This window comes from Gordonia sp. KTR9 (assembly GCF_000143885.2).
Taxonomy (GTDB): Bacteria; Actinomycetota; Actinomycetes; order Mycobacteriales; family Mycobacteriaceae; genus Gordonia.
In genome coordinates, this window is record NC_018581.1 from 3,600,997 (window position 1) to 3,622,279 (window position 21,283).

The 21,283-nt window shown below is 67.2% G+C and carries 21 protein-coding genes and 2 tRNA genes; 4 read left to right on the forward strand and 19 right to left on the reverse strand.

Annotation, left to right across the window (positions count from 1 at the left end):
- Window positions 1-53: 53 nt before the first annotated feature.
- Window positions 54-860 (reverse strand): enoyl-CoA hydratase-related protein, encoded by an 807-nt coding sequence (locus tag KTR9_RS16910; RefSeq protein WP_010841197.1) that lies wholly within the window; start codon window positions 858-860, stop codon window positions 54-56.
- Between the two features lie 200 nt (window positions 861-1,060).
- On the opposite strand from KTR9_RS16910, the gene KTR9_RS16915 reads away from it, so the two are divergent.
- Window positions 1,061-2,260, forward strand: a complete 1,200-nt coding sequence (locus KTR9_RS16915; protein WP_044506950.1) for a TetR/AcrR family transcriptional regulator — start codon at window positions 1,061-1,063, stop codon at window positions 2,258-2,260.
- Window positions 2,261-2,265: 5 nt separating this feature from the next.
- Here the strand turns inward: KTR9_RS16915 and KTR9_RS16920 are convergent, their stop codons facing one another.
- From KTR9_RS16920 to KTR9_RS16950, 7 genes are all read right to left on the reverse strand, one after another.
- Complete coding sequence (locus tag KTR9_RS16920) at window positions 2,266-3,210, reverse strand: hypothetical protein (RefSeq protein WP_014927386.1); 945 nt, start codon at window positions 3,208-3,210, stop codon at window positions 2,266-2,268.
- A gap of 62 nt (window positions 3,211-3,272) precedes the next feature.
- Window positions 3,273-3,698, reverse strand: a complete 426-nt coding sequence (locus KTR9_RS16925; RefSeq protein ID WP_044506952.1) for a pyridoxamine 5'-phosphate oxidase family protein — start codon at window positions 3,696-3,698, stop codon at window positions 3,273-3,275.
- A gap of 67 nt (window positions 3,699-3,765) precedes the next feature.
- Entirely contained in the window at window positions 3,766-4,518 is a 753-nt protein-coding gene (locus tag KTR9_RS16930; protein WP_014927389.1) for an isocitrate lyase/PEP mutase family protein, read from the reverse strand.
- A gap of 100 nt (window positions 4,519-4,618) precedes the next feature.
- The gene (locus tag KTR9_RS16935; protein WP_148281207.1) at window positions 4,619-5,527 is read right to left on the reverse strand and encodes a DDE-type integrase/transposase/recombinase; all 909 of its coding nucleotides are present in this window, start codon (window positions 5,525-5,527) and stop codon (window positions 4,619-4,621) included.
- A gap of 113 nt (window positions 5,528-5,640) precedes the next feature.
- Window positions 5,641-6,036 (reverse strand): hypothetical protein, encoded by a 396-nt coding sequence (locus tag KTR9_RS16940; RefSeq protein ID WP_044508033.1) that lies wholly within the window; start codon window positions 6,034-6,036, stop codon window positions 5,641-5,643.
- Between the two features lie 101 nt (window positions 6,037-6,137).
- On the reverse strand, window positions 6,138-6,785 hold the full coding sequence (locus KTR9_RS16945) for a dihydrofolate reductase family protein (protein ID WP_014927392.1): 648 nt from the start codon (window positions 6,783-6,785) through the stop codon (window positions 6,138-6,140).
- Between the two features lie 175 nt (window positions 6,786-6,960).
- Window positions 6,961-7,821: an SDR family oxidoreductase gene (locus KTR9_RS16950; protein WP_014927393.1), complete on the reverse strand. Its 861-nt coding sequence runs from the start codon at window positions 7,819-7,821 to the stop codon at window positions 6,961-6,963.
- A 104-nt stretch (window positions 7,822-7,925) separates the two neighbouring features.
- On the opposite strand from KTR9_RS16950, the gene KTR9_RS16955 reads away from it, so the two are divergent.
- The gene (locus KTR9_RS16955) at window positions 7,926-8,318 is read left to right on the forward strand and encodes a winged helix-turn-helix transcriptional regulator (protein ID WP_010841204.1); all 393 of its coding nucleotides are present in this window, start codon (window positions 7,926-7,928) and stop codon (window positions 8,316-8,318) included.
- 60 nt (window positions 8,319-8,378) lie between these two features.
- Window positions 8,379-8,567: a hypothetical protein gene (locus KTR9_RS16960; protein WP_010841205.1), complete on the forward strand. Its 189-nt coding sequence runs from the start codon at window positions 8,379-8,381 to the stop codon at window positions 8,565-8,567.
- A 59-nt stretch (window positions 8,568-8,626) separates the two neighbouring features.
- Here KTR9_RS16960 and KTR9_RS16965 read toward each other — a convergent pair whose 3' ends face one another.
- From KTR9_RS16965 to KTR9_RS16990, 6 genes are all read right to left on the reverse strand, one after another.
- Window positions 8,627-9,691, reverse strand: coding sequence for a hypothetical protein (locus KTR9_RS16965; RefSeq protein ID WP_014927394.1), 1,065 nt, complete (start codon window positions 9,689-9,691; stop codon window positions 8,627-8,629).
- Window positions 9,692-9,882: 191 nt separating this feature from the next.
- Window positions 9,883-9,955: transfer RNA gene (locus KTR9_RS16970), tRNA-Asn, on the reverse strand.
- Window positions 9,956-10,109: 154 nt separating this feature from the next.
- Window positions 10,110-11,708 (reverse strand): permease, encoded by a 1,599-nt coding sequence (locus KTR9_RS16975; RefSeq protein ID WP_010841207.1) that lies wholly within the window; start codon window positions 11,706-11,708, stop codon window positions 10,110-10,112.
- Window positions 11,709-11,796: 88 nt separating this feature from the next.
- The gene (locus KTR9_RS16980) at window positions 11,797-12,501 is read right to left on the reverse strand and encodes a cysteine hydrolase family protein (protein ID WP_014927395.1); all 705 of its coding nucleotides are present in this window, start codon (window positions 12,499-12,501) and stop codon (window positions 11,797-11,799) included.
- Between the two features lie 31 nt (window positions 12,502-12,532).
- Window positions 12,533-13,960, reverse strand: a complete 1,428-nt coding sequence (locus tag KTR9_RS16985; RefSeq protein ID WP_014927396.1) for an allophanate hydrolase — start codon at window positions 13,958-13,960, stop codon at window positions 12,533-12,535.
- 91 nt (window positions 13,961-14,051) lie between these two features.
- A complete protein-coding gene (locus tag KTR9_RS16990) occupies window positions 14,052-14,765 on the reverse strand; it encodes a GntR family transcriptional regulator (RefSeq protein ID WP_014927397.1) in 714 nt (237 codons plus the stop codon).
- Between the two features lie 141 nt (window positions 14,766-14,906).
- On the opposite strand from KTR9_RS16990, the gene KTR9_RS16995 reads away from it, so the two are divergent.
- Window positions 14,907-14,980 (forward strand) — tRNA-Ile (locus KTR9_RS16995).
- A 51-nt stretch (window positions 14,981-15,031) separates the two neighbouring features.
- Here KTR9_RS16995 and KTR9_RS17000 read toward each other — a convergent pair.
- The 5 genes from KTR9_RS17000 to KTR9_RS17020 all read right to left on the reverse strand — a co-directional run bounded on the left by KTR9_RS17000 (window position 15,032) and on the right by KTR9_RS17020 (window position 21,093).
- Window positions 15,032-15,583: a dihydrofolate reductase family protein gene (locus KTR9_RS17000; RefSeq protein ID WP_014927398.1), complete on the reverse strand. Its 552-nt coding sequence runs from the start codon at window positions 15,581-15,583 to the stop codon at window positions 15,032-15,034.
- A gap of 124 nt (window positions 15,584-15,707) precedes the next feature.
- Window positions 15,708-17,630, reverse strand: a complete 1,923-nt coding sequence (gene dnaG, locus KTR9_RS17005; RefSeq protein WP_044506955.1) for a DNA primase — start codon at window positions 17,628-17,630, stop codon at window positions 15,708-15,710.
- A gap of 147 nt (window positions 17,631-17,777) precedes the next feature.
- A complete protein-coding gene (locus tag KTR9_RS17010; RefSeq protein ID WP_014927400.1) occupies window positions 17,778-19,094 on the reverse strand; it encodes a deoxyguanosinetriphosphate triphosphohydrolase in 1,317 nt (438 codons plus the stop codon).
- Complete coding sequence (locus KTR9_RS17015; RefSeq protein ID WP_010841214.1) at window positions 19,087-19,572, reverse strand: cold-shock protein; 486 nt, start codon at window positions 19,570-19,572, stop codon at window positions 19,087-19,089. Before KTR9_RS17015 ends, KTR9_RS17010 begins: the two co-directional genes overlap by 8 nt.
- Before the next feature lie 135 nt (window positions 19,573-19,707).
- Window positions 19,708-21,093: a glycine--tRNA ligase gene (locus tag KTR9_RS17020; RefSeq protein ID WP_010841215.1), complete on the reverse strand. Its 1,386-nt coding sequence runs from the start codon at window positions 21,091-21,093 to the stop codon at window positions 19,708-19,710.
- Between the last annotated feature and the right edge of the window lie 190 nt (window positions 21,094-21,283).

Here is a 21,283-nt window from a genome sequence, read left to right on the forward strand (position 1 = left end):
TGGTGATGGGGTCGGGACGGGTGGTGTGTGGTTCTTCCGGCGTGGCGCGAAAATCACCGGGAGGCGCCGGCGAAGGCACTGATCGCCGCCTGGAACTCCGGGGACTGGAGCAGTTCGGTCTGGCCGTCGAGTTCTCGCTCGATGGCGGCGTCGAAACCGGACATCGTGTGCGCGTCGAGCGCGGCCTTCGTGAGCCGGAGCGCAGCGGCACTCTTGCCCGCCAGCTTTCGGGCCACAGTGCCGACCACCTCGTCGAGCGCGGCACGGTCGTCGACGACCCCGTTGACGAGTCCGGCCTCGAGAGCTTCTGCGGCACGCAGCTTCTCGCCGAGGAGTGCCAGCTCGTTGGCGCGTACGCGACCGACCGCCGTGGCGAACGACATCGACGCGGCGCCGTCGGGCATCAGACCGATGTTGACGAATGCGAGCAGGAAGTACGACCGCGCCGTCGTGTAGATGAGGTCGGCGCCGAGTGCGAGTGACGCACCGATCCCGGCGGCCGCGCCATCGACGGAGGCGATCACCGGGACCGGAACCGAACGCACGGCACGTACGAGGGCGGAGCCACCGGAGATGATCGCCCGGGCCTGTTCCCGGGTGAAGCCGGACGCGCCACCTTCGGTCGACCGCTCGGCGAACCCCCGGACGTCGGCACCGGCACTGAAACTGCCACCGGCGCCGTCGATCACGACGACGCGGACGTCATCCCGCTTCGACCACTCCGACAAGGTCTCCTCGATCGCCTTTTCGGCCCGGCCGTCGAGGGCGTTCATCCGTTCCGGTCGAGAAATCGTCAGACGTCCGATCCCGGAATCGTCGACGGACGTCACCACTCCGTCGTGCGTGATCTCGTCGCTCACTACCACTCCCCATTCATGCCGGTTCCGATAGACACAGTGCCCCGCATCTGTGCCATCGCCTAGACTACTATCACAATGCGACGCAGATCACGAGAATTCTCGTTAACTTATCAGATCAGTTTGTGCTCCTCTACTGCGGTTTTACTGTCTGGTCCGGAAATCTGTCACGAGAACGTGGTCTCCGGCTAGGCTGTGTCGTCATGACCGCCCGCCCGCAGACGTCACGCCCGGACCCGGGCGTCCGGCGTCGTCGCCCCGCCGACCGGCGACGCATGATCGTCGACGCCGCGGCTAAGGCGTTCAGCGACGGCGGATATCACGCGGTACGACTCGACGACATCGCCGAGGCCGTCGGCATCTCCGCGCCGGCCCTGTACCGGCACTTCCCGAACAAGTACGCACTGTTCGCCGAGACCACCGCCGAACTCGCCACCGGCCTGCGCGACGTACTCGACACCGTCCCCGAGGGGTCCCCGGAGGAATTGCACGCGCTCCTCGAGGCGATCACCGCCACCTCGTTCGACAACCGGCGCCGCGGCGGGCTGTATCGCTGGGAATCGCGGTACCTCGAGCCCGCCGACGTCGCGATCGTCCGCGACGTCGTCGTGCAGCAGCACCGTCGCGTGCGGGCGGCCGCCCGGCGACTGCGGCCATCGCTGAACGACTCCGACGCCAATCTCGTCGCCGCGGCGATGATCAGCGTCGCGGCCAGCCCCACGACGCACCGCGCCGCGCTGCCCGCCCGTGAGGCGACGGCGCTGATGTCCGGCGCCGCGATCGGCCTGCTCGACGTCGGGTTACCCGCCCCCACCGCTCGCGAACGACCGACAGTCACCGGACTCGCCCCCGCCGCCAAACGTGAGGTCATCCTGACCGAGGCCATCGGACTCTTCGCCGCCCGCGGGTTCCGGGACGTCACCATCGAGGACATCGCACACGCGGCCGACCTGCCCGCGTCGGGCGTGTACCGCCACTTCCCGAGCAAGGTCGCGATCCTCGAGGCATCGTTCTGGCGCGCCACCGATCGGGTCACGTCTGCGATCGCCGACGCCCTCGCCGCATCGACGACGCCCCGGGAGGCGATCGTCGCGATACTCGCCGCCTACATCCGGTTGAGCTCCAGCACAACGGATCTGATCTCGATCTACGAGACCGAGATCGGGCACACCACACCAGAGGCTCGCGCCGAACTGCGCAATCAGCAACGGATCACCGTTGACGAGTTCGCCACGTGGCTCACCCGGGACCGCGAGGAGCTGTCGCTCTCACAGGCCCGGTTCCTCGTGCACGCGGCACTCAACGTGGTGACCGACCTGTCGCGCCAGTCCCCGCCGCCCTCACCCGAGCGGATCGAAGCGCTCGCGATGCGGATACTGCTCGGCCCACACGTGGCCGACTGACGCCCCTACAGCACCGCGAAGTCGTCCATCAGCCAGCGGCCGTCCTGTTCGACGAGAGTGACCTTGACCCGCGACTGGTACGGGAATCCCTCGGGAAACTCCTGGGCGGTCTGGGGCGATTTCAGCGTCTGGTCGAGCGTCACCAGCACGACGGCCTTGCCGTCGTCGACGGACATGATGCCGGCGTTGTCGGCCTTCGCGGTCGAGACCGATTCGGCCGCAGTCGATCCGCGTCTCGCGTCCTGCGAGGATTCGATGTAGGTCTGGGTGAAGGCGGGCGTCGAGATCTCCCGGATGCGCCGGTCGAGGTCGGCGTAATCGGCGGAGTTGTAGGTGGAGATCTCGGCCGCGTACCGGCGCGCCGTCTCGAGCAGCGACGACGTGGCGCCGGCCGACGCGCTCGTCTCGGCCCGCTCGTCGGCGTCCACATAGGCCACCGCGAGTACCGCGGTCGACGCCGCGAGGGCGATGACCGCCACGATCAGCGCGATCACGGCCCAGGGCCGGGCGCCGACCGCCGAGGTCCATCCGGTCCACCGAGAGCCACGACGACCGGACGCCGCGGGGTCGATCTTGCGCGGCGTGCGGTCCGCATCGGTGTCGGTGGACTTCGGGTCGTCGGTGGGCGGGTCGTCGGTGGGCGCGGCGGGGTCCGGGCCTGCGGAATCGGTCGCCGCCGAACGGGTTGCGGGACCGGAACCCTCCGAGCCACGCTTGCGACCGGCCTTGCGAGCCGCCTTCTCCGCTTTGGCCTCGGCCTCGGCGCGGTACTTGTCGCGGTTGCTGCGGTTGGCCTGCAGGAACTCGGCGCCGTGGAGAGGGTTCACCTCCGCGGCGTCGCTGGGGGGATTCGCCGGTGCCGAGCCGGGGTCGACGGACTGATCGGACTCGGCACCGGGTGCGGTGCCCCCGGAGTCGGGCTGGTCGGACGTGGAACGCGGCGTCGGCATGCGTTCAATGTAGCGAGACGTTCCCGGCCGGTTCGTCTCGCTGCCGGATCAGTGCCCGACGATCAGAGGCTGCCGAGGTCCAGAGACACCCATTGCTTCGGCTCGAGGAACAGTTTCGTCTGCGGGCCGTGGTCCTTCTCGGCCATCTCCACGTAGGGGTCCACCGCCTGGGGCGGGAGGTAATGCGCCGCCATCTCCTGGAGGTCGGCGCGAGTGCCGGCGACCATGTCGACCGCATCCCCCGACACGGCCACGTACATCAGCCGCGGCGTCACCTCGTCGACCATCAGCGTGAAACGCGCGGCTGCCCGGATGAGCTGCAGTTTGCGCGACTCGGTCCCGGTGAGCAGCCAGGGACGTCCACCCGGCTCGTACTGGTACCAGACCGGGACGGTCAGTGGCGCCCGGCCGGGCTCGGCCTCCACCGACAAAGCCGCGACGTGGGGTTCGGACAGGAACGCTTCTCGTTCGGATTTCGTGAGTGCCATGTGCCGACGGTAGACCGCACCACCGACATCCCGTCCGGGTTCTTTCGACCCGGACGGGATGTTCTGGCTACTTCCAGGGTGCGAGTACCTCGGCGGCGCGCTCGGCGAGCACCATCTGGAAGATCGGCCCGAAACTGACCCGGGCGACGCCGAGTTCGGCCAGGGCCGACTTCGAGTTCTTGGTCGGATGCCCGATCGCGTTGACCGGCAACGGCAGCTCCGCGGTGAGCCGCTTCTGCGTGGCGTCGTCGTGGAAACCGACCGGGTACAACACATCCGCACCGGCTTCGGCGGCCAGCTTCAGTCGCTCGATGGCGCGGTCGACGCGATCGGATTCGTCCCCGACCTGTTTCACGAAGAGGTCGGTACGCGCGTCGATGACCACGTGGACGTCGGTGGCGTCGGACGCGGCCCGCAATGCGCCCACGAAGTCGGCGTGCTCCTGCGCCTCGCGGAGGCGACCGCCCTCGCTGTGCACGGTGTCCTCGATGTTCAGGCCGACCGCGCCGGCCGCGATCAAGCCGTCGATGAGTGTCTTCGGGTCTTCCCCGTAGCCGGATTCGATGTCGACGGAGATCGGGACGTCGACCGCGGCGGTGATCTGCCGGATCCGGGTGGTCAGCTCATCGAACGTGATGCCCTCGTTGTCGGGTTTGCCGATGGAGTCCGACACCGGATGACTCCCGACCGTGAGCGCGGTGAACCCCGCGGAGATCGCGAGATTCGCCGACCACGCATCCCAGACCGTGGGCAGGATGACCGGATTTCCGGGCTGGTGGAGGTCGAGCAGAGTCGTGGCCTTGCTGGAGAGTTCCGTCATGGTCCCTACAACTACGCCGATCGGCGATCGCATTCCACCGCCGCCGCCATCCGGTTGTGGTTTGTCCCGGATGCGGTGGGTGTCAACCTGTGTTGAGTCACTAGTTTGTGTTTAGTGCGATCTGGTTGTGTTCGTGGTGCAGGTTGATGCCGACGCGGCTGCGCGGGCGGTGCACGCTGGGACGACGATGGCGGAACCGGTCGGGGTTGTGCGCGTAGTAGGTGTTGAGTGTTGAGGTGCGCACGCTGTGGTGCCTCCGCCAGTTGCCGTCGTGGACTGATTGTGGAGTGAACAAGGCCAGTCCACGGTGGTGGTGCTCGCGGTTGAACCAGTCGACGTAGGACTCGACCCAGTCCCGAGCGCTGTGGATGTCGTCGAAAGTGGTCGGATATGACGGCCGGTGTTTCATGGTGCGGAACTCGGATTCCTTGTACGGGTTGTCATTCGATACTCGTGGACGGCTGTACGACATGGTCACGTTCATCGCCGCACACAGCTGGGCCAGTCGCGCTGACCGCATGACCGACCCGTTGTCGGAATGGATGACGCGCGGAACCTGATCGGTGTCGAATGCTGCAGCAAACAAGCCCGCCGTGATGTCTTCGTCCTCGCGAGGTGCCACGCAGGACGCGATGATCTTGCGCGAGTACAGATCCTGGATCGAGTACGCCTTGTAGCGCTGCCCGACGTAGGTGCCGTTGAGGTCGGTGATATCCCACATCCACACCTGTCCGGGGGCGGTGGCCGCCACGACCGGCACCTGCCGTGGGGAACGTGTGCGCAGGCGTGGCGAGGCAGGGCGGGTGGACTGATCGATCCGGTTGGCAATGCGATACCAGGTGCGCGGCGACGCCAAGTACCGGCCCGAATCCCAGGTGCGGGCGAAGGTATCGAGCACCGACTGCCCCTGGGACCAGCCGGCCCGGATCAACTCGCTGATCGTCGCGACGTCGGCGGAGTTGAGTCGGCTGGGATAGGCCCGGTCTCGTTGGGCGATCGGATGTGACACCGCAGGTCGTGGCCGGCGACGGTAGTGAAACGATCCGCGCGATACCCCAGCGATCGTCAACGCCGACCGCTGGGAATACCCCGAGGCTGTGAGTTCGGCGATCAGGCCGAACCTTATTTCTCGCAGGTGGGATCGTCCGGTGTCGTCCCGGGCTCTTGCGAGTCCAACTCGCGCAAGAGCCCGATAGCTTTTCCCAACGCGGCATTACCGCCTTGCAGGGTCTCGATCTGCCGATGTAACCGTTCGAGTTCGTCGGCATGAGCACGCTGTTGAGCTTCTAATTGTTTCTCGGCTTCGATCGCCCGTCGGATCGCGTCCGGGCGGGTCACCGAGTCACGCGGCACCAGCCCGCGTGCCAGATCACCGGCCAGATAGGCCTGGCGCCATCGGTGTAGCTGGTACTTACTGATCGACCTGGCTTTCAGCCACGGCCCCTTCTGCCCCTGTCGAAGAGTCATGTACTCCTCCACAAGAGCTTCGATCTCCTCGACCGTGTAGCCCGGTGACATGCTCACAGTGTGCTCCTCCCCATCAGGAGTGACTCACATCCAGAGTGGCAACCACCGATGCCGGGACAAAACGCAACCGGGTAGCGGCCGGCCGGCCGGCGCTACTCACGCCAGAACAGGTGATGAGTGACCCCGCTGGAGCTGGGGACCGACTCGTGGTGGTACCGGTCCTCGAGTTCCTCGGGCGACTCCCAGAGTTTCAGCCCCTCCCCGATCGTGACGGGCGCGACGGCGATGTGCAGGGTGTCGATGAGGCCGGCGTCGAGGAATTCCCGCACGGTGCTCACGCCGCCGCCGATGCGTACGTCCTTGCCGTCGGCCGCGGCCTTCGCCTGCTCGGCAGCCTCGGCGGGTGTCGCGTCGAGAAAGTGAAAAGTGGTGTCGCCGAGCGTGAACGACGGTCGCACGTGGTGCGTCAGCACGAAGACGGGCGTGTGGAAGGGCGGTTCGTCGCCCCACCAACCCTGCCACTCATGGTCGGTCCACGGGCCGCGCTGATGGCCGAACTTGTTGCGGCCCATGATCTCCGCGCCGATGTTGTGGGAGAAGTCGCGCGTGAAGTAGTCGTCGAGGCCCCGCGTGCCACCCGGGTCGGTCCGGTTGGGCCAGCCGGCGGTGGCACCCGCCCATGACATCAGTTCCCAGGGTTCGACGCGGTCACCGAAGGGACGCTCGAACGTCTGGTTCTCCCCCGCCCCGATCCCGTCCTGCGAGATGGAGAAGTTCTGGACTCTGAGTAGTTGCGGCATGGCTTGGCATTCCCGTCGTCTGTCGGCACGAGCAATATATGCGGACGGACCCGGTGGCGCCGGAAAACTCATCGCCGCGGCGCAGACCGGATGATCCACGCCGCGATCGCCGCCTGCGGACCCACGACGGAGGTGACCGATATGGATGACCGGAGGCGGCGACAGCCAAGCAGCGTCAGCCGAGCGCCTGGGCGATGACGTCGGCGACGGGGGTCGACGACCGGCCGATGAGCGACCGGAGATCACCGGAGGTGGTGTCGAGTTCGCCGCGACTGATCCCCGCGTCCGAGCTCGCCAGCATCGCGGCGACCGGCTCGGGCAGGCCCGCGCCGACCAGGCTCGCCCGGTAATCGGACTCCGAGAGGTCGCGGTACTCGACGGTCGAACCCGCCGCCTCACCGATCGCGCTGGCGAACTCTCCGTACGTCAGCCGTTCGTCCCCACCCAGCTCGTAGACCTTGCCGGTCTGATCGGAATCGGCGGTGAGGACAGCCGCGGCCGCGGCCGCGTAGTCGGCACGGGCAGCGGCCGCGAGCCTTCCCTCACCGGCCGCCCCGAAGAGCGTCCCGGTCGATACCGCCTGCGGGATGGCCGCCAGGTAGTTCTCCCAGTACCAGCCGTTGCGCAGGATCACGGTGGAAACCGGCGACTTGCTCAGCCGGGCCTCGGTGGCGACATGCTCAGGGGCCAGGCTCAAACCACTCGTGTCCGCGTGCAGCAGGCTGGTGTAGGCGATGAGTGCGACGCCGTTCTCCTCCGCGGACTCGATCACGTTGGTGTGCTGGGCGACACGTCGGCCCATGTCGGCGCCCGAGATGAGCAGCAGCTTGTCGACGCCGGCGAGTGCGGTCCGCAACGACTCCGGATCGTCGTAGTCGGCGACGCGGACCGAGACGCCCTGCGACGCGAGCTTCGACGCCTTCGACTCGTCCCGGACGATCGCGACGACGTCGGTGGCCGCGACGCCACGCGCGAGTAGTTCCTCGATCACGAGTCCGCCGAGGTGTCCTGTCGCGCCGGTCACTGCTGTGGTCATGGTGTCCTCTTTCTGGGTGGTGGTCGCCCCAGTATGCACTAACTTTTAGTAAGTGCAATACTAAGTGTTAGCGATATCTCGTCGCTTCGACTACCGTTGAGGACGTGACCGAGACCAGCGACGAGTCCCTCGAAGCGAATGTCTTCGCCCGAGACTGCTCATCTCGGACGACGCTGCAGACCGTCACCGGTCGCTGGGGAAGCCTCGTGCTGATGGCGTTGGGAGAGAGCAACTATCGGTTCAGCGCCTTGCGACGACGCGTCGACGGCGTGAGTGAACGCATGCTGTCGCAGACCCTGCAGAACCTCGAGCGCGACGGCATGATCGTGCGCACCGTCCTCGAGGCCATCCCGCCGAAGGTCGAGTATCACCTCACCCCGCTGGGCCGCCAGGTCGCCGACCAGTTGAGCGGACTGATCGAACTCGTGCAGGACAACATGCCCGTCGTCCGGGACGCGCAGGCGCAGTACGACGGGCGACACAGCGGCGGAGACTGAATTCCATCTCGTCGGGTACACGTGGATACGTAGGAGTTCGACGACGAGAGGATCAACCCGATGACGTCACCGGAAGCCGACCTGCCGATCGAGGCAAACGAGGCCGACGCGATCGAGCAAGCCCAGCCGACGGACCCCGACCCCGCCGAGGCGGCGGAGCCCACCGTGCCGTTCGATGCCAACGACGCCGACGCCGCCGAGCAGGCCACCGAGGTCGAGACCGACCCCGAGGATTACCCCCGCGAATAGGGCCGTCGACGCGGAAAGCCCTTCAGCTGCTCAAGCAGCCGAAGGGCTTTCCGCTGTCGTCACCGACCCTGACTCTTCCCCGAACGTCGACCACCACGGTCGTCCCGCTCGAATCTCTGGCGTTGCCGAGCTCCGTAGGTCGCCGCTCTCACGGCGTCGTCATCCTCCATACCGGACCCCAGGGCGCCACCCAGTGTCGCCACCGACGCCACCAACCACGCCATCGTCACCAAGGACGCGGCGCCCACCGGGTGACCGATCTGGTCCGCGACCATCTCCGGCGGTATCGTCCACCATGCTGTCAGGAGCAGCAGAGCGAACACGACCACGTAGAAGACCATCACCCCGATCGTCAGCGTGACGATGGTGGACATGTTGTAGAGCACCGCTCGCTCGCGTTCCTCCCGCGAGGGCGGCCGTTCCCATAGATCGTGCTCGACGATCAGCCAGGCGATCATCGCAGCTATCGACAGAATGGTGGCCACCCCCAGCCGCCACGGGCCCATCATGTCCGACAGCTGCCACATGGTCCCGTACGCCAGACTCACCGCTCCGGTCGCAAACGCCGCCATCATCACCTTCGACATTCCGGCGACGACTCGCCAGGGCCGATTGGCGTAGACCATGCCCGCGAGAAGCCGAAGGCGTGACAGCCTCGACGGCGAGACATACTGGACGACGTCGTGATCTTGCACCCGCTGAAAGCGCTCGTTCTCCGCTCCGGGTTCTGCCGGACCGCGGGACACCTCGGTCACGATCATCCGAGCCAGGTTCCTCGCACGCCGATCGACAAAGGCAGCACCCATACCGGGTATCGAGATCACTCCGAGGCGTTTCGACAGATCGATCTCGGCGATGATCGGGGCCGTCCCCCGCCGACGGGGTAGGTCGGTGAGGTAGATGACGATGTCTTCGGTCGCCGACTCGGGATCGACAGTGTCGACCACTTCGGCGAAGTCGGTGTGCTCGTCGATCGGGTACGCATGACTTCGGGTGGACACCTGCCAACGATCCGTACTCTCTTCGACCGCTGACAGTGATTCGGACAAGTGTTCGCCGATCGACTCCGTCGCACCGGGATCGGCGATCACGAGAACAGACCGTGACGATGATTCTGGGTGCATGGAGGTCGCCTACCCTCCCCTTCCGCCGCCAAACGCATCAGTTCAACGAATTTTCGGGCGATGCGGAGTCCGAGCGGCGGCTCGCCGCAGCGCGACGAGACCGGGACCGGGTGTCCCGTGGGTCTCCTGTGGGTGGCGTGAGTCGAGAAAACCCCCGCCCCCTGCTGGTACAGGTGACGGGGGTTGTTCTGCTCCCCCAACTGGACTCGAACCAGTAACCGTTCGATTAACAGTCGAATGCTCTGCCAATTGAGCTATGGGGGATTGCGCCGGCTCGGTTCGGCACCCGCAGATGCTTCACCAGAACCGAGGTCAGACTCTAGCGCATGGTCGCGCCGGAGAACAAAACGCGCGGTCAGCAGACATCGGTGCGATCGGGCCGGTGTGTCACACCGGCCCGACCACCTGGTCATCGAGGTCAGTGACCGGCGACCACGTCCGACTCGTCGACCACCACGGGCGTGCGCGCCCCCGGTAGGAACCAGTGCGCGATGCACACTGCCGCGAAGAGAAGGTAGCCGAGCGCGACCGCGGGGGCCGCCGCCCACGACACCTCGGGCGCGTGGATCAGGCCGATGAACGACAAGACGGCACCGACCGATGCGGCGATCGCGGCGTAGTGGAATTTCTTCTCGAGGATGAACGTGACGATGGTGCCGAGGACCAGGCCGACGAGCACCGCACCCTCGCCCAGCGTCTTGAGGCCCTCGTAGATCACCCCGGCGCCGCCGAGCGCCTCCATACCCACTTCGTCGGCGGTGGTGCCGGCCGCCGCGAGCGCGTTGTCGATGAGCCCTCGACCCCATTCGGCGAGGTTCGGCAGCAGTGCCGCCACCACCGCGACCGCGTGCAGGCGCGGCACCGCCTGGAAGGCCTGAGCGCCGATGAGCAAGCCGATGAACAGCAGGATCGGGACGATCGCCGGGACCGGCAACAGTGCGTTGAGCACTCCGAACATGCCCAGGAAGCACAACAGTCCGATGGCGACACCGCTCGCGAGGGAGTAGCTCGCGCGCCCGCCCGCGTCCTTCCAGCCGGGATGTCCGATGTAGACCGCGGGCGGGAACGGAGACCCAAAAGCCGCACCGATACACGCGCCGGCACCGTCGGCCAGCAGGACGCTGCGCAGGTTGTAGTTGTCCCCCGCCGCCGCGGCGCTCTCCACGTTGCTCATCGCCTCGGTGAAGTTGTAGACACCGAGCGGTATGGCCGTGCCCAGCAGGGGTGCGAGATCACCGAGTCCGTTGAACAGCAGATCGAAACGCTGATCCGGGATGCCGATCGCGACGTTCTCCACCGCCGAGGTCAGGTCGGGCACGGACATGTACCCGCCGGCCCAGCCGATCGCCGTGCCGACGAGCAGCGCCGCCAGGCCGACCGGGATGTTGCCGGGCAGCTTCACGTCGGTGAAGAACCCGATGAGGATGATCGCCAGCACTGGGAGGCCGATCCACGCCGCCTCCCACATCTGCGCGGCGGGCCGCATCGAGATGAAGGTGATCGAGATGCCCGCCAGGGTTCCCAGCATCGCCGCTCGCGGGGTGAGCTTGCGGACGTAGGGACCCACGAAGGCGCCGATCATCACGATGACGCCGATCATGAACGCCCACGCCAGACCGGCCTGCCACGCCTGGATCGCGTCGTTGGTGTTCAGGTACACCGGCAGCATCACGACGAACACCACGATGAACATGTGCGGCACGCTCGGACCGTAGGGCAGCGCGGTCACATCGTCGCGTCCCTCACGCGCGGCGAGGCGTCGTGCCAGGAAGGTGTAGTACAGGTTGCCCAGAATCAGAGCCACCCCCAGGGCGGGCAGCACGGTACCGAGGACGTTCTCCGCACTGAGACCGATCACCCCGATCATCAGTCCGGTCAGCGTCAGCACGTTGACCAGGATGTTGAACCCGAGACCGAAGAACGCGTTGGTGTCCCCGCGCGTCCACCAGGCGACCTTGGACTGCTGCGGGGGTGACGGCGGGTCGGCCGTAGGGGCTGGATCGGTGGTGGCGCTCATGACTTCCTCCGGGGTGGTCGAGTTGGGAGTACGAGACGCCGGTGTCTCGAGAAGGGGTCTGGGATCGGAGTCGTCGGTCCCGGACGGCTCACGCCGAACCGACGACGTCCTCAGCGGTGGCGGGCGTCAGCAGGGTGATGACGTCCTCGCTCGGTGCGGTCCAGCCGAAGATGCCGCCCTGCGCGGCGATCATCTCCAGTCCGACACGCTGGAACTCAGGGAAATACGAACCGACACAATCGGATACGACGACGCACTCGAAACCTCGATCGTTGGCTTCGCGCGTTGTCGTGTGTACGCAGACCTCGGTGGTCACACCGGTGACGAGCAACTGGGTGATGTCGTTGTCGGCCAGGATCGCCGCCAGCTCCGTCGCATAGAAGGCGCCCTTGCCCGGCTTGTCGATGACGACCTCGGTGTCGAGCGGTGCGAGTTCGTCCACGATGTCGTGGCCGTATTCGCCCCGGATGAGGATGCGGCCGAAGGCTCCCGGATCACCGATCCGCTTGGACGGGAGCCCGCGGTTGAGCTTGGCGGGCGGACAGTCCGACAGATCGGGCAGGTGCCCCTCTCGCGTGTGGACGATGAGCATGCCGGCCGCGCGGGCGGCGTCGAGCAGACCTGCCAGCGGAGCGACGACACGCTGCAACTGACTGACGTCGTTGCCCAGCGTCTCGCCGAAACCACCGGGCAGCAGGAAGTCCCGTTGCATGTCGATGATGATCAGGGCGGTGTGCGCGAGGTCGAGTTCGATGGGGCCGGGCTGCGCGTCGAGTGTGACGGTGTCGGACATGGGGTTCCTTCGGGGACGGTGTCGTCGGACTTCAGGGGGTCGGAACGGCGGAGGTGATCGGGGCGCGTGCCGGCGTGTCATCCGCCGGTCGGGCGCGCGGCTCGTCGAGGAGTGCGGCCGCCAAAAGCAGCACGGCGTCGTCGGTCAGCGCATTGCCGAGGAGCATCGCGCTGTGCGGCCGCCCGTCGGAGGTGAGACCCTGCGGGATGGCGACACCGGTGAGGTCCAGCAGGTTCCCGAAGTGGGTGTAGTGACCGAGCATCGTGTTGGTCGCGATCGGCTCGGCGAGCACCTCGTCGACGGTGAAGGTGCGGCCGATGGTGGGGACCACCAGGACGTCCATCTCCTGCCACACCCGGCCGACCTCGGCGCGCAGTTCCTGCAACCGCTGCAGTGCGGAGAAGGCGTCCACTGCGGTGTATTTCTCGCCGCCGCGCAGTATCTCGCGGACCACCGGGTGGATGTCGTCGGGCCGTTCGGCCAGGAAGCCGGCGAATTCGACGAGCCTCTCGGCGACCCAGGGCCCCGAGTACAACAGTTCCCCCGCGGCGAGGAACGGGGCCAGCGAGACATCGACGATCTCGAGACCCCCGGGCACCGCCAGATGCGCCAACCGCGCCCGGAACGACAGGTGGGCGTCGCGCATGGCATCGTCGCCGAAGAACTCCAGTTCGTCCGGAGCGGGCAGGCCGACGGTGAGGGAGCCGCCGGAGTGGCGGGCTCCCCTGTCACGCGACCAGGCATCCGCGTCGTCGCGGCCGATCATCACGTTCATGATCACGTCCATGTCGGCGATGGTCGAGGTCATCGCGGTGATGCAGTCCAGCGACTTGCAGGCGGGCACGAGGCCGGTCGTGCTGATCAGTCCGCGGGACGGCTTGTATCCGATGATCCCGTTGAGCGCCGCCGGTACACGCCCGGATCCCGCGGTGTCGGTGGCGACGGCGAACGGGACGTCCCCGTGTGCCACCGCGAGCGCGGAGCCGGAACTCGAACCGCCGGAGATCATCTCGTTGCCGTAGACCCCGCGCGGCACGGTGTAGGGGGTACGCGTCCCGTTGAGTCCGGTGGCGAACTGGTCGAGATTGGTCTTGCCGACATACAGCGCACCGGCGTCGAGGAGTCGTTGGACCACCGGGGCGGTGGTCTCGGGGACGTACGCGTACGCGGGACACGACAACGTCGTGGGCACCCCCGCGACATCGATCGAGTCCTTCACCCCGAACGGGACGCCGTACAGCGGTAGGTCCCGTGCGTCGGAACGGTTCTCGAGAGCCGCAGCCGCGGCGATGAGCTCGTCCCGAGGAACCGTGGACAGCCAGGTGCCGTCGTCACCTCGCGCCTCGATCGCATCGAGGACGGCTCGCGCGGTGCGGGTCGGCGACCCGCTTCCGTGGAGGTGCGAGTCGAGTATCTCGGCGACCGTGGGCCCCGTCGTCGGACCGGCAGCTTTCGTCATAACGTCGATTGTCGACAGAATGATGGCGCTTGCGGAACGGCTGTGTGTCGATCGTGTTAGGGCATCGCGTTAGGGCAATGCCGTCGGCGGGTCAGGGCGTGTGCGCGTGCCCGTGAACGTGCTCCGGGGACTCGCCCGCACTCGCGGACACCAGCCCCAGGTAATGCAGATGCCCGTGGTCGCCGAGCGCGGCCACGACCGCTTCGGCGTCATTGCGTTCGAGTGCATCGAGAATCGCCTGATGCCGGGTGAACCCGTCCGCGGGTCCGTGATGGTCAGCTGTCTCGGAACGCAGATTGACCGCCATCGGCAGTTGCAGTTTCAGCAGGATCGGCGCGAGGGTGACGTCGAGTTGGCGGTTCCCGGCCAGCGCGACCACTGCGGCGTGGAAACGACGGTGGGCATCGTCGCGTTCCAGATCGTCACCCGCGCGACGCATCGCGTCGATCGCCTCGCGCACGGGTTCCAGCTGCCGGTCGGGATCGGTCAGCGGTAGCGCGGTTTCCACGGCATGGCGTTCGAGCACCTGGCGGATCTCGAACAGCTGCAGGATGTCCGTCGGCGACCACTCGGCGACCCGGACCCCGCGCCGCGGTTGATGTTCGACGAGCCCCTGCTGCGCCAACAGGCGCAACGCCTCGCGAACGGGAGCCCGGCTGATACCGAGATCTGCACACAGCGTCTCTTCGACGATCTTCTGGCCCGGTTCGAGTGCGCCGCTCAGTATCGCGTCACGGAGCCGCCGCGCGGCGACATCCACCAGGCTCTCCGGCAGGTCACCACCGACCCCGTCCTCGACCGTCATCTGGTACCACTTCCCGCCACACTCGTGCCCGATTTTGCGGCCAGTGTAGCGGCGTCGACAGTCGACCGTTTTGCGCGCACTCGTCTGTCGTCGTTCTTCCGAGGTGCGGTATTGTCCTCCCGCAGGCAGCGACATCTGCGCGGGGAGTTAGCTCAGTCGGTTAGAGCCGCGGACTCATAATCCGTAGGTCGCGGGTTCGAGCCCCGCACTCCCCACTCATCAGCCGCACCGACGGTTCGATTCCGGTTCCCGGACACCGCGCGAGCTCATCGCTCGACGCGACACCAGTACTCGGTCTCGCCGGGGATCGGCGTCAGCCGGACCTCGCCGCCGTCTGGCCGGTCGAACAGTCGAACGCCCGCACCGAGGAAGACCGGGACGAAGAACACGAGGACCTCGTCGAGCAGCCCGTGATCGATCATCTGTCGCGCCACATCGGCCCCGATGACGGTGACGTAGGCATCGCCCGCGATCTGCGCGGCGGTCTCGACCGCCGCGTGGAGGTCGGAGACGAATGTGACGCCGGCGACGGCCTCCGCAGGCGGGTTGTGGGTGAGAACGACTGCGTCCCCGTCGTATTCACCGCCGAACGCGCCTTCGCGGTCGGTGCCCTTGTTGGGATCGTCGCCGCCGAACGACCGGTTGCCGACCAGTAGCGCGCCGGTCCCCCGCATCAGCCGCGAGGCGGCATCGGCGGCGGCCTCGGTCCGTTCGTCGGTCGGGGCGTCGAAGAACGGCGTCAGCCAGGACATGTCGCCGCCGGGCCCGGCGATGAATCCGTCGAGAGATGCCGTCGCCGAATAGATGGTGGTCGCCATGAACTCCTGCCTTCGTTCGGTCGAGTCGGGGTGTCCACGGTGCAGACCTCCGCGGAGGCGGGAACTCATCGGTCTCGCGCTTACGCGCGGATCGATCGCGCAGCTCTCGACGTCGGTGAGCCCGTCAGCCCGCGCCGACGATGGGATCGACGGCCTGTTCCAGCAGGCTGCGACGATAGGCCTCGAGGGCGACCAGATCTCCGAACACCGCGTTGTAACCGTCTGGGTCGTCGCTGGGCGCCATCCGGCGCAGGCGCGACTTGATGTCGGCGATCTGCGTGCCCACCCACACCTCTTGCAGCCGGGCCAGCACGCTCGAGATGTAGCGGGCGATGTTGTCCTCGTCGACCGGCATCGATTCGACGGCGAGTTCGGTCACCAGCGGATCGATGATCGGGTCGTCGACGGCATTGCGCACGGCGTCGACCCAGGCCGCGCCACCCATGCCGGCCGACGTCCCGCCGAGCCCGGTCATCGCCTGGCGGACGATCGCGTAGGCCGGTTCGTTGAAGCACTCGACGGGCAGCGAGTCGAACACCGTGCCGGCGATCGCCGGATACTGCAGCGCCGCCTTCAGCGCTTCTCGCTGCGGCCACAGGCGCGGATCGTTGGGCTGGGGCCGCGCCGAGGTCGGCGCCGACTCCGCCTCTGGTCGGTTTCGGGCGCCGCGCGCATTGCCCCGACCTCCGGATGTGCTGACCCCCTGCGCCTTCCGGATTCTGGCACCCTCCTCGCGCACTCGCCCGAGAACCTGGGAGACCTCTTCCCACCCGACCCAGCCGGCGAGCTGTCGCGCGTACTCGTCGCGGAGAGCGATGTCCTTGATCCGGGCGACCACCGGGACGGTGTCGCGCAAGGCGTGCACACGCCCCTCCGCCGTGTCGAGGTCGTGTCCGGCGAGCAGCGCCTTGATCGCGAACTCGAACATCGGCACCCGTCGCGCGATCAGATCGCGGACGGCGGCGTCACCCTTCTCCTGACGCAGTTCACAGGGATCCATCCCATCGGGTGCGATCGCCACGAACGTCTGCCCCGAGATCGACTGCTCTCCCTCGAAAGCCTTGAGGGCAGCCGCTTTACCGGCGTCGTCGCCGTCGAAGGTGTAGATGACCTCGCCCCGGAAGTACGAGTCGTCCATCATCAGACGCCGTATGAGGGCCAGGTGGTCCTCACCGAATGCCGTGCCACACGACGCGACCGCAGTGGTGACGCCGGCCAGGTGCATCGCCATGACGTCGGTGTAGCCCTCGACGACCACCACCTGATGTCCCTTGGCGATGCTCTTCTTCGCGTGGTCGAGTCCGAACAGCACCTGAGACTTCTTGTACAGCATGGTCTCCGGCGTGTTCATGTACTTGCCGAGGTTGTCGTCGTCGAACAGTTTGCGGGCTCCGAAGCCGATGATGTCGCCGGCCAGGTTGCGGATCGGCCACAGCAGACGGCGGTGGAACCGGTCGATCGGCCCCTTGCGTCCCTGCTTCGACAGACCGGCCGCCTCGAGCTCGCTGAACTCGAATCCCTGCGACAGCAGGGCCTTGGTCATCGTGTCCCAGCCGGCTGGAGCGTAGCCGCAACCGAATCGGACGGCCGCCACCGCGTCGAAGTCGCGTTCCTTCAGGTAATCGCGCGCCGGCTGCGCCTCCGGTGACTGCAGCGCGGCGGCGTAGAACTTCGCGGCGGCCGCGTTGGCCGCCACCAGGCGGGCGCGCGTACCGCGGTCGCGCTTGATGGCGGTGCCACCGCCCTCGTAGTTGATCTGGTAACCGATGCGGTCTGCGAGCTGCTCGACCGCCTCCACGAAACTGACGTGCTCCTGCTTCTGCAGGAAGCTGTAGACGTCACCGCCCTCGCCGCAGCCGAAGCAGTGGAAGTGACCGTGGTTGGGCCGGACGTGGAACGACGGCGACTTCTCGTCGTGAAACGGACACAGGCCCTTGAGGCTGTCGGCACCGGCACGGCGCAGGGCGACGTAATCGCCGACGATGTCCTCGATCCTCGTCTGCTCACGGATCGCCGTGATGTCGCGATCGGGAATTCGGCCTGCCACGCGACCAGTGTAGTGACGCCGCGCGGCCGGCCCGACCTGGTACTCGACACCGGTCGTCCACCCGACCGGGGCCGACGTCCCGGGAGGCCCCCGGCGTGGGCTCCGACTCTGACGACAACCCTTCGGCGCGGCCGACGGAACCGCGGCCTACCCCAGGTGCGCCTGGGCCCCCGAGTTGTGCTTGTCGGTGCGCTCGAGCCGGCCTTCGGTCATGGACGCGATCTGGTCGACGATGACGCGCATGCGGGCGGCGTCGTCGGAGGCGGCGTTCCACCACGGCACGAAGACCGGGTCCAGTCCCCCCGGCGCCGCTTCGGCGAACCAGTTCGCGACCCGGTGGATGCGCTCGCGCTGGCGACGCTGGGTCGCCTTGTGACGTTCGTTGGAGAAGATGAACCGCAGGGCCAGGGTCTTGAGCATCGACACCTCGGCGGCGATGAGTTCCGGCACTTCCAGATCGGCGTCGTAGCGCGACACCGGCCGGTCCCCCACCACCTCGCGGGTACCGGTGATCGCGGCCGACGCGAATCGGCCGATGAACTCGCTGGTCAGTCGCTTGAGTGCGACGTAGGAGTCGAGCGTTCCGTCGAAGACACCCACCGAACGCACGATGTCCATGCGGTGCAGTCGGCCGGCGGCGTCGACCAGCGCCTCGGGGTCGAGGCCGGGAAACTCCTTGGCGCCGATGTCGGCCAGCGCGCGCTGATCCTGCGGATCGCCGAGGGTTCGCAGGTCGATCCGCCCGCCGATCACGCCGTCCTCGAGGTCGTGCACGGAGTACGCCACGTCGTCGGACCAGTCCATGATCTGGGCCTCGACGCACTGACGGGTCCCGGGCGCATCCCGACGGATCCACGCGAGCATCCCGGCATCGTCGTCGTAGGCCCCGAACTTCCCGCCCGGGGTGCGCCGGGTCCACGGATACTTCAGGGTCGCGTCCAGCGACGCGCGCGCGAGATTGAGGCCGACACTCTGCCCGTCGGCGTCGAGCAGCTTGGGCTCGAGTCTGGTCAGGATCCGGAGATTCTGCGCGTTGCCCTCGAAACCGCCGTGGTCGGCGGCCACCTCGTCGAGCGCGCGTTCGCCGTTGTGCCCGTACGGCGGATGCCCGATGTCGTGGGCGAGTCCGGCGAGTTCGACGAGGTCGGGTTCGGCGCCGAGACCGATCGCGATCCCGCGGCCGATCTGCCCGACCTCGAGCGAATGCGTGAGCCGGGTACGGGGGGTGTCACCCTCGCGCGGGCCGACGACCTGTGTCTTGTCGGCCAGCCGGCGAAGCGCGGCAGAATGCAGGACCCGCGCGCGGTCCCGGGCGAAGTCGCTCCGATGATCGGTCCGGGTGCCGGGCAGGCTCGCGACCTTCGCCCCCTCGGGCACGTATCGCTCGACGGCCTCGTCGGCGTAGGTGGCGACCGCCGGGAGGACATGCCCGACGGTCTCGGGCCCATGGCGGGTGCTAGTCAAGCACCCAGCCCCGGGCGACTGCGAAGTCGGTGACCCGCTGCCGGATCGCCACGATCTGCCGCGCGGTGAGGGCGCCGTCGGCATCGAGCAGGAGCTCGGTGAGTTCTTCGGTGAACGCGGCGGCGTCCAGGGAACCACCACCAGCGCGCGGACGACGGCTGCCGCGGTCGTCGTGGCGTCCGCGGTCGCCGCGATCACCCCGCTCGCCCCGATCCCGGCCGTGGTGATCGTCGCGACGATGCGCCCGGGCGCCCGCTTCGTCGGCGGGCGCGGCCTCGGTCACCGCGACGTTGACCGCCTTCGAACCACGGTCGGTCTCCTCGACGTCGAAGGACACCTTCGCGCCGGGCTTCAACGAGTTCTCGTCGATGTCGATGTCGTTGATGTGGAGGAACACATCGGCACCGCCCGATTCCGGCGCCAAGAATCCGAAGCCCCGATTCGCGTCGTAATGAACGACTTTCCCGCTGACAGACACGACTCCACTCACTCTCTCGTCGCATGCACGCCGGACCCCATGCCCTACGTCACGCGACAACTCGCCATCAATTGTGACAGACATCCGCAGGTCAGGCGGAATCGAGAGCGTACGCCCGTGGCGACGCGAGAGCGCTCAGGCGCCGAGGAGCTTGCCGCCGAGATACTCGGCGACCTTGTCGAGCGCGACCCGCTCCTGGCTCATCGTGTCCCGTTCACGGACCGTGACGGCCTGGTCGTCGAGGGTGTCGAAGTCGACGGTCACGCAGAACGGTGTGCCGATCTCGTCCTGCCGGCGGTAACGCTTGCCGATGCCCTGCGCGTCGTCGAACTCCACATTCCAGTGCTTGCGGAGTTCGGCGGCGAGGTCGCGGGCCTTGGGCGAGAGCTTCTCGTTGCGCGAGAGCGGCAGGACGGCGACCTTGATCGGTGCCAGACGCCGGTCGAGCCGCAACACGGTGCGAGTATCGGTGCCGCCCTTGGCGTTCGGCACTTCCTCCTCGGTGTAGGCGTCGCACAGGAACGCCATCAGCGAGCGGGTCAGGCCGGCCGCCGGCTCGATCACGTACGGGGTGTAGCGCTCGCCCGACGCCTGATCGAAGAACGACAGATCCTCGCCCGAATGCTTGCTGTGCGTGGACAGGTCGTAGTCGGTGCGGTTGGCGACACCTTCGAGTTCGCCCCACGGGTTACCGGTGAAGCCGAACTTGTACTCGACGTCCACGGTCCGCTTGGAGTAATGCGACAACTTTTCCTTCGGATGGTCGTAGAGCCGCAGGTTCTCCGGGTCGATGCCCAGGTTCACGTACCAGTCGAAGCGCTGGTCGATCCAGTACTGGTGCCATTCCTCGTCCTCGCCCGGCTTGACGAAGAACTCCATCTCCATCTGCTCGAACTCGCGGGTGCGGAAGATGAAGTTGCCCGGCGTGATCTCGTTGCGGAAGCTCTTGCCGATCTGCGCGATGCCGAACGGGGGCTTCTTGCGCGCGGTGGTCATCACGTTCTTGAAGTTCACGAAGATGCCCTGCGCGGTCTCGGGCCGCAGATAGTGCAGGCCCTCTTCGTCGTCGACGGGGCCGAGGAACGTCTTCATCAGACCGCTGAACGCCTTGGGCTCGGTCCAGTTGCCCGGCTGCCCGGTCTCCGGGTCGTTGATGTCGGCCAGACCGTTTGCCGGTGGGTGCCCGTGCTTGGCCTCGTAGGCCTCGATGAGGTGGTCGGCACGGTAGCGCTTGTGGGTGTGCAGCGACTCCACCAGTGGGTCGGTGAACACCTCGACGTGGCCGGAGGCCTCCCAGACCTGGCGCGGCAGGATGACCGACGAGTCGAGTCCGACGACGTCCTCACGGCTGATGACCATCGCGCGCCACCACTGGCGCTTGATGTTCTCCTTGAGCTCGACGCCGAGCGGGCCGTAATCCCACGCCGACTTGGTACCGCCGTAGATCTCACCGCACTGGTAGACCAGGCCCCGACGCTTGGCGAGGTTGACGACGGATTCCACATTGGACTGGGCGGCCACGGTTAACTGCTCTCCACGGGTTGAGTGTTCGGCTGGGACGGTCGTGCTGACGCTCGGTGCTCGGCGTGCATCCACGAGATACAGGCGGCAACCCGTACAGACTACCGAGCAGGTGTCCCGTTTCCCGAAAGCACCGGCAACCGAGCCCCCTGTCGCGAACCGTAGGGCACACACCGGCGGACCGGAACTG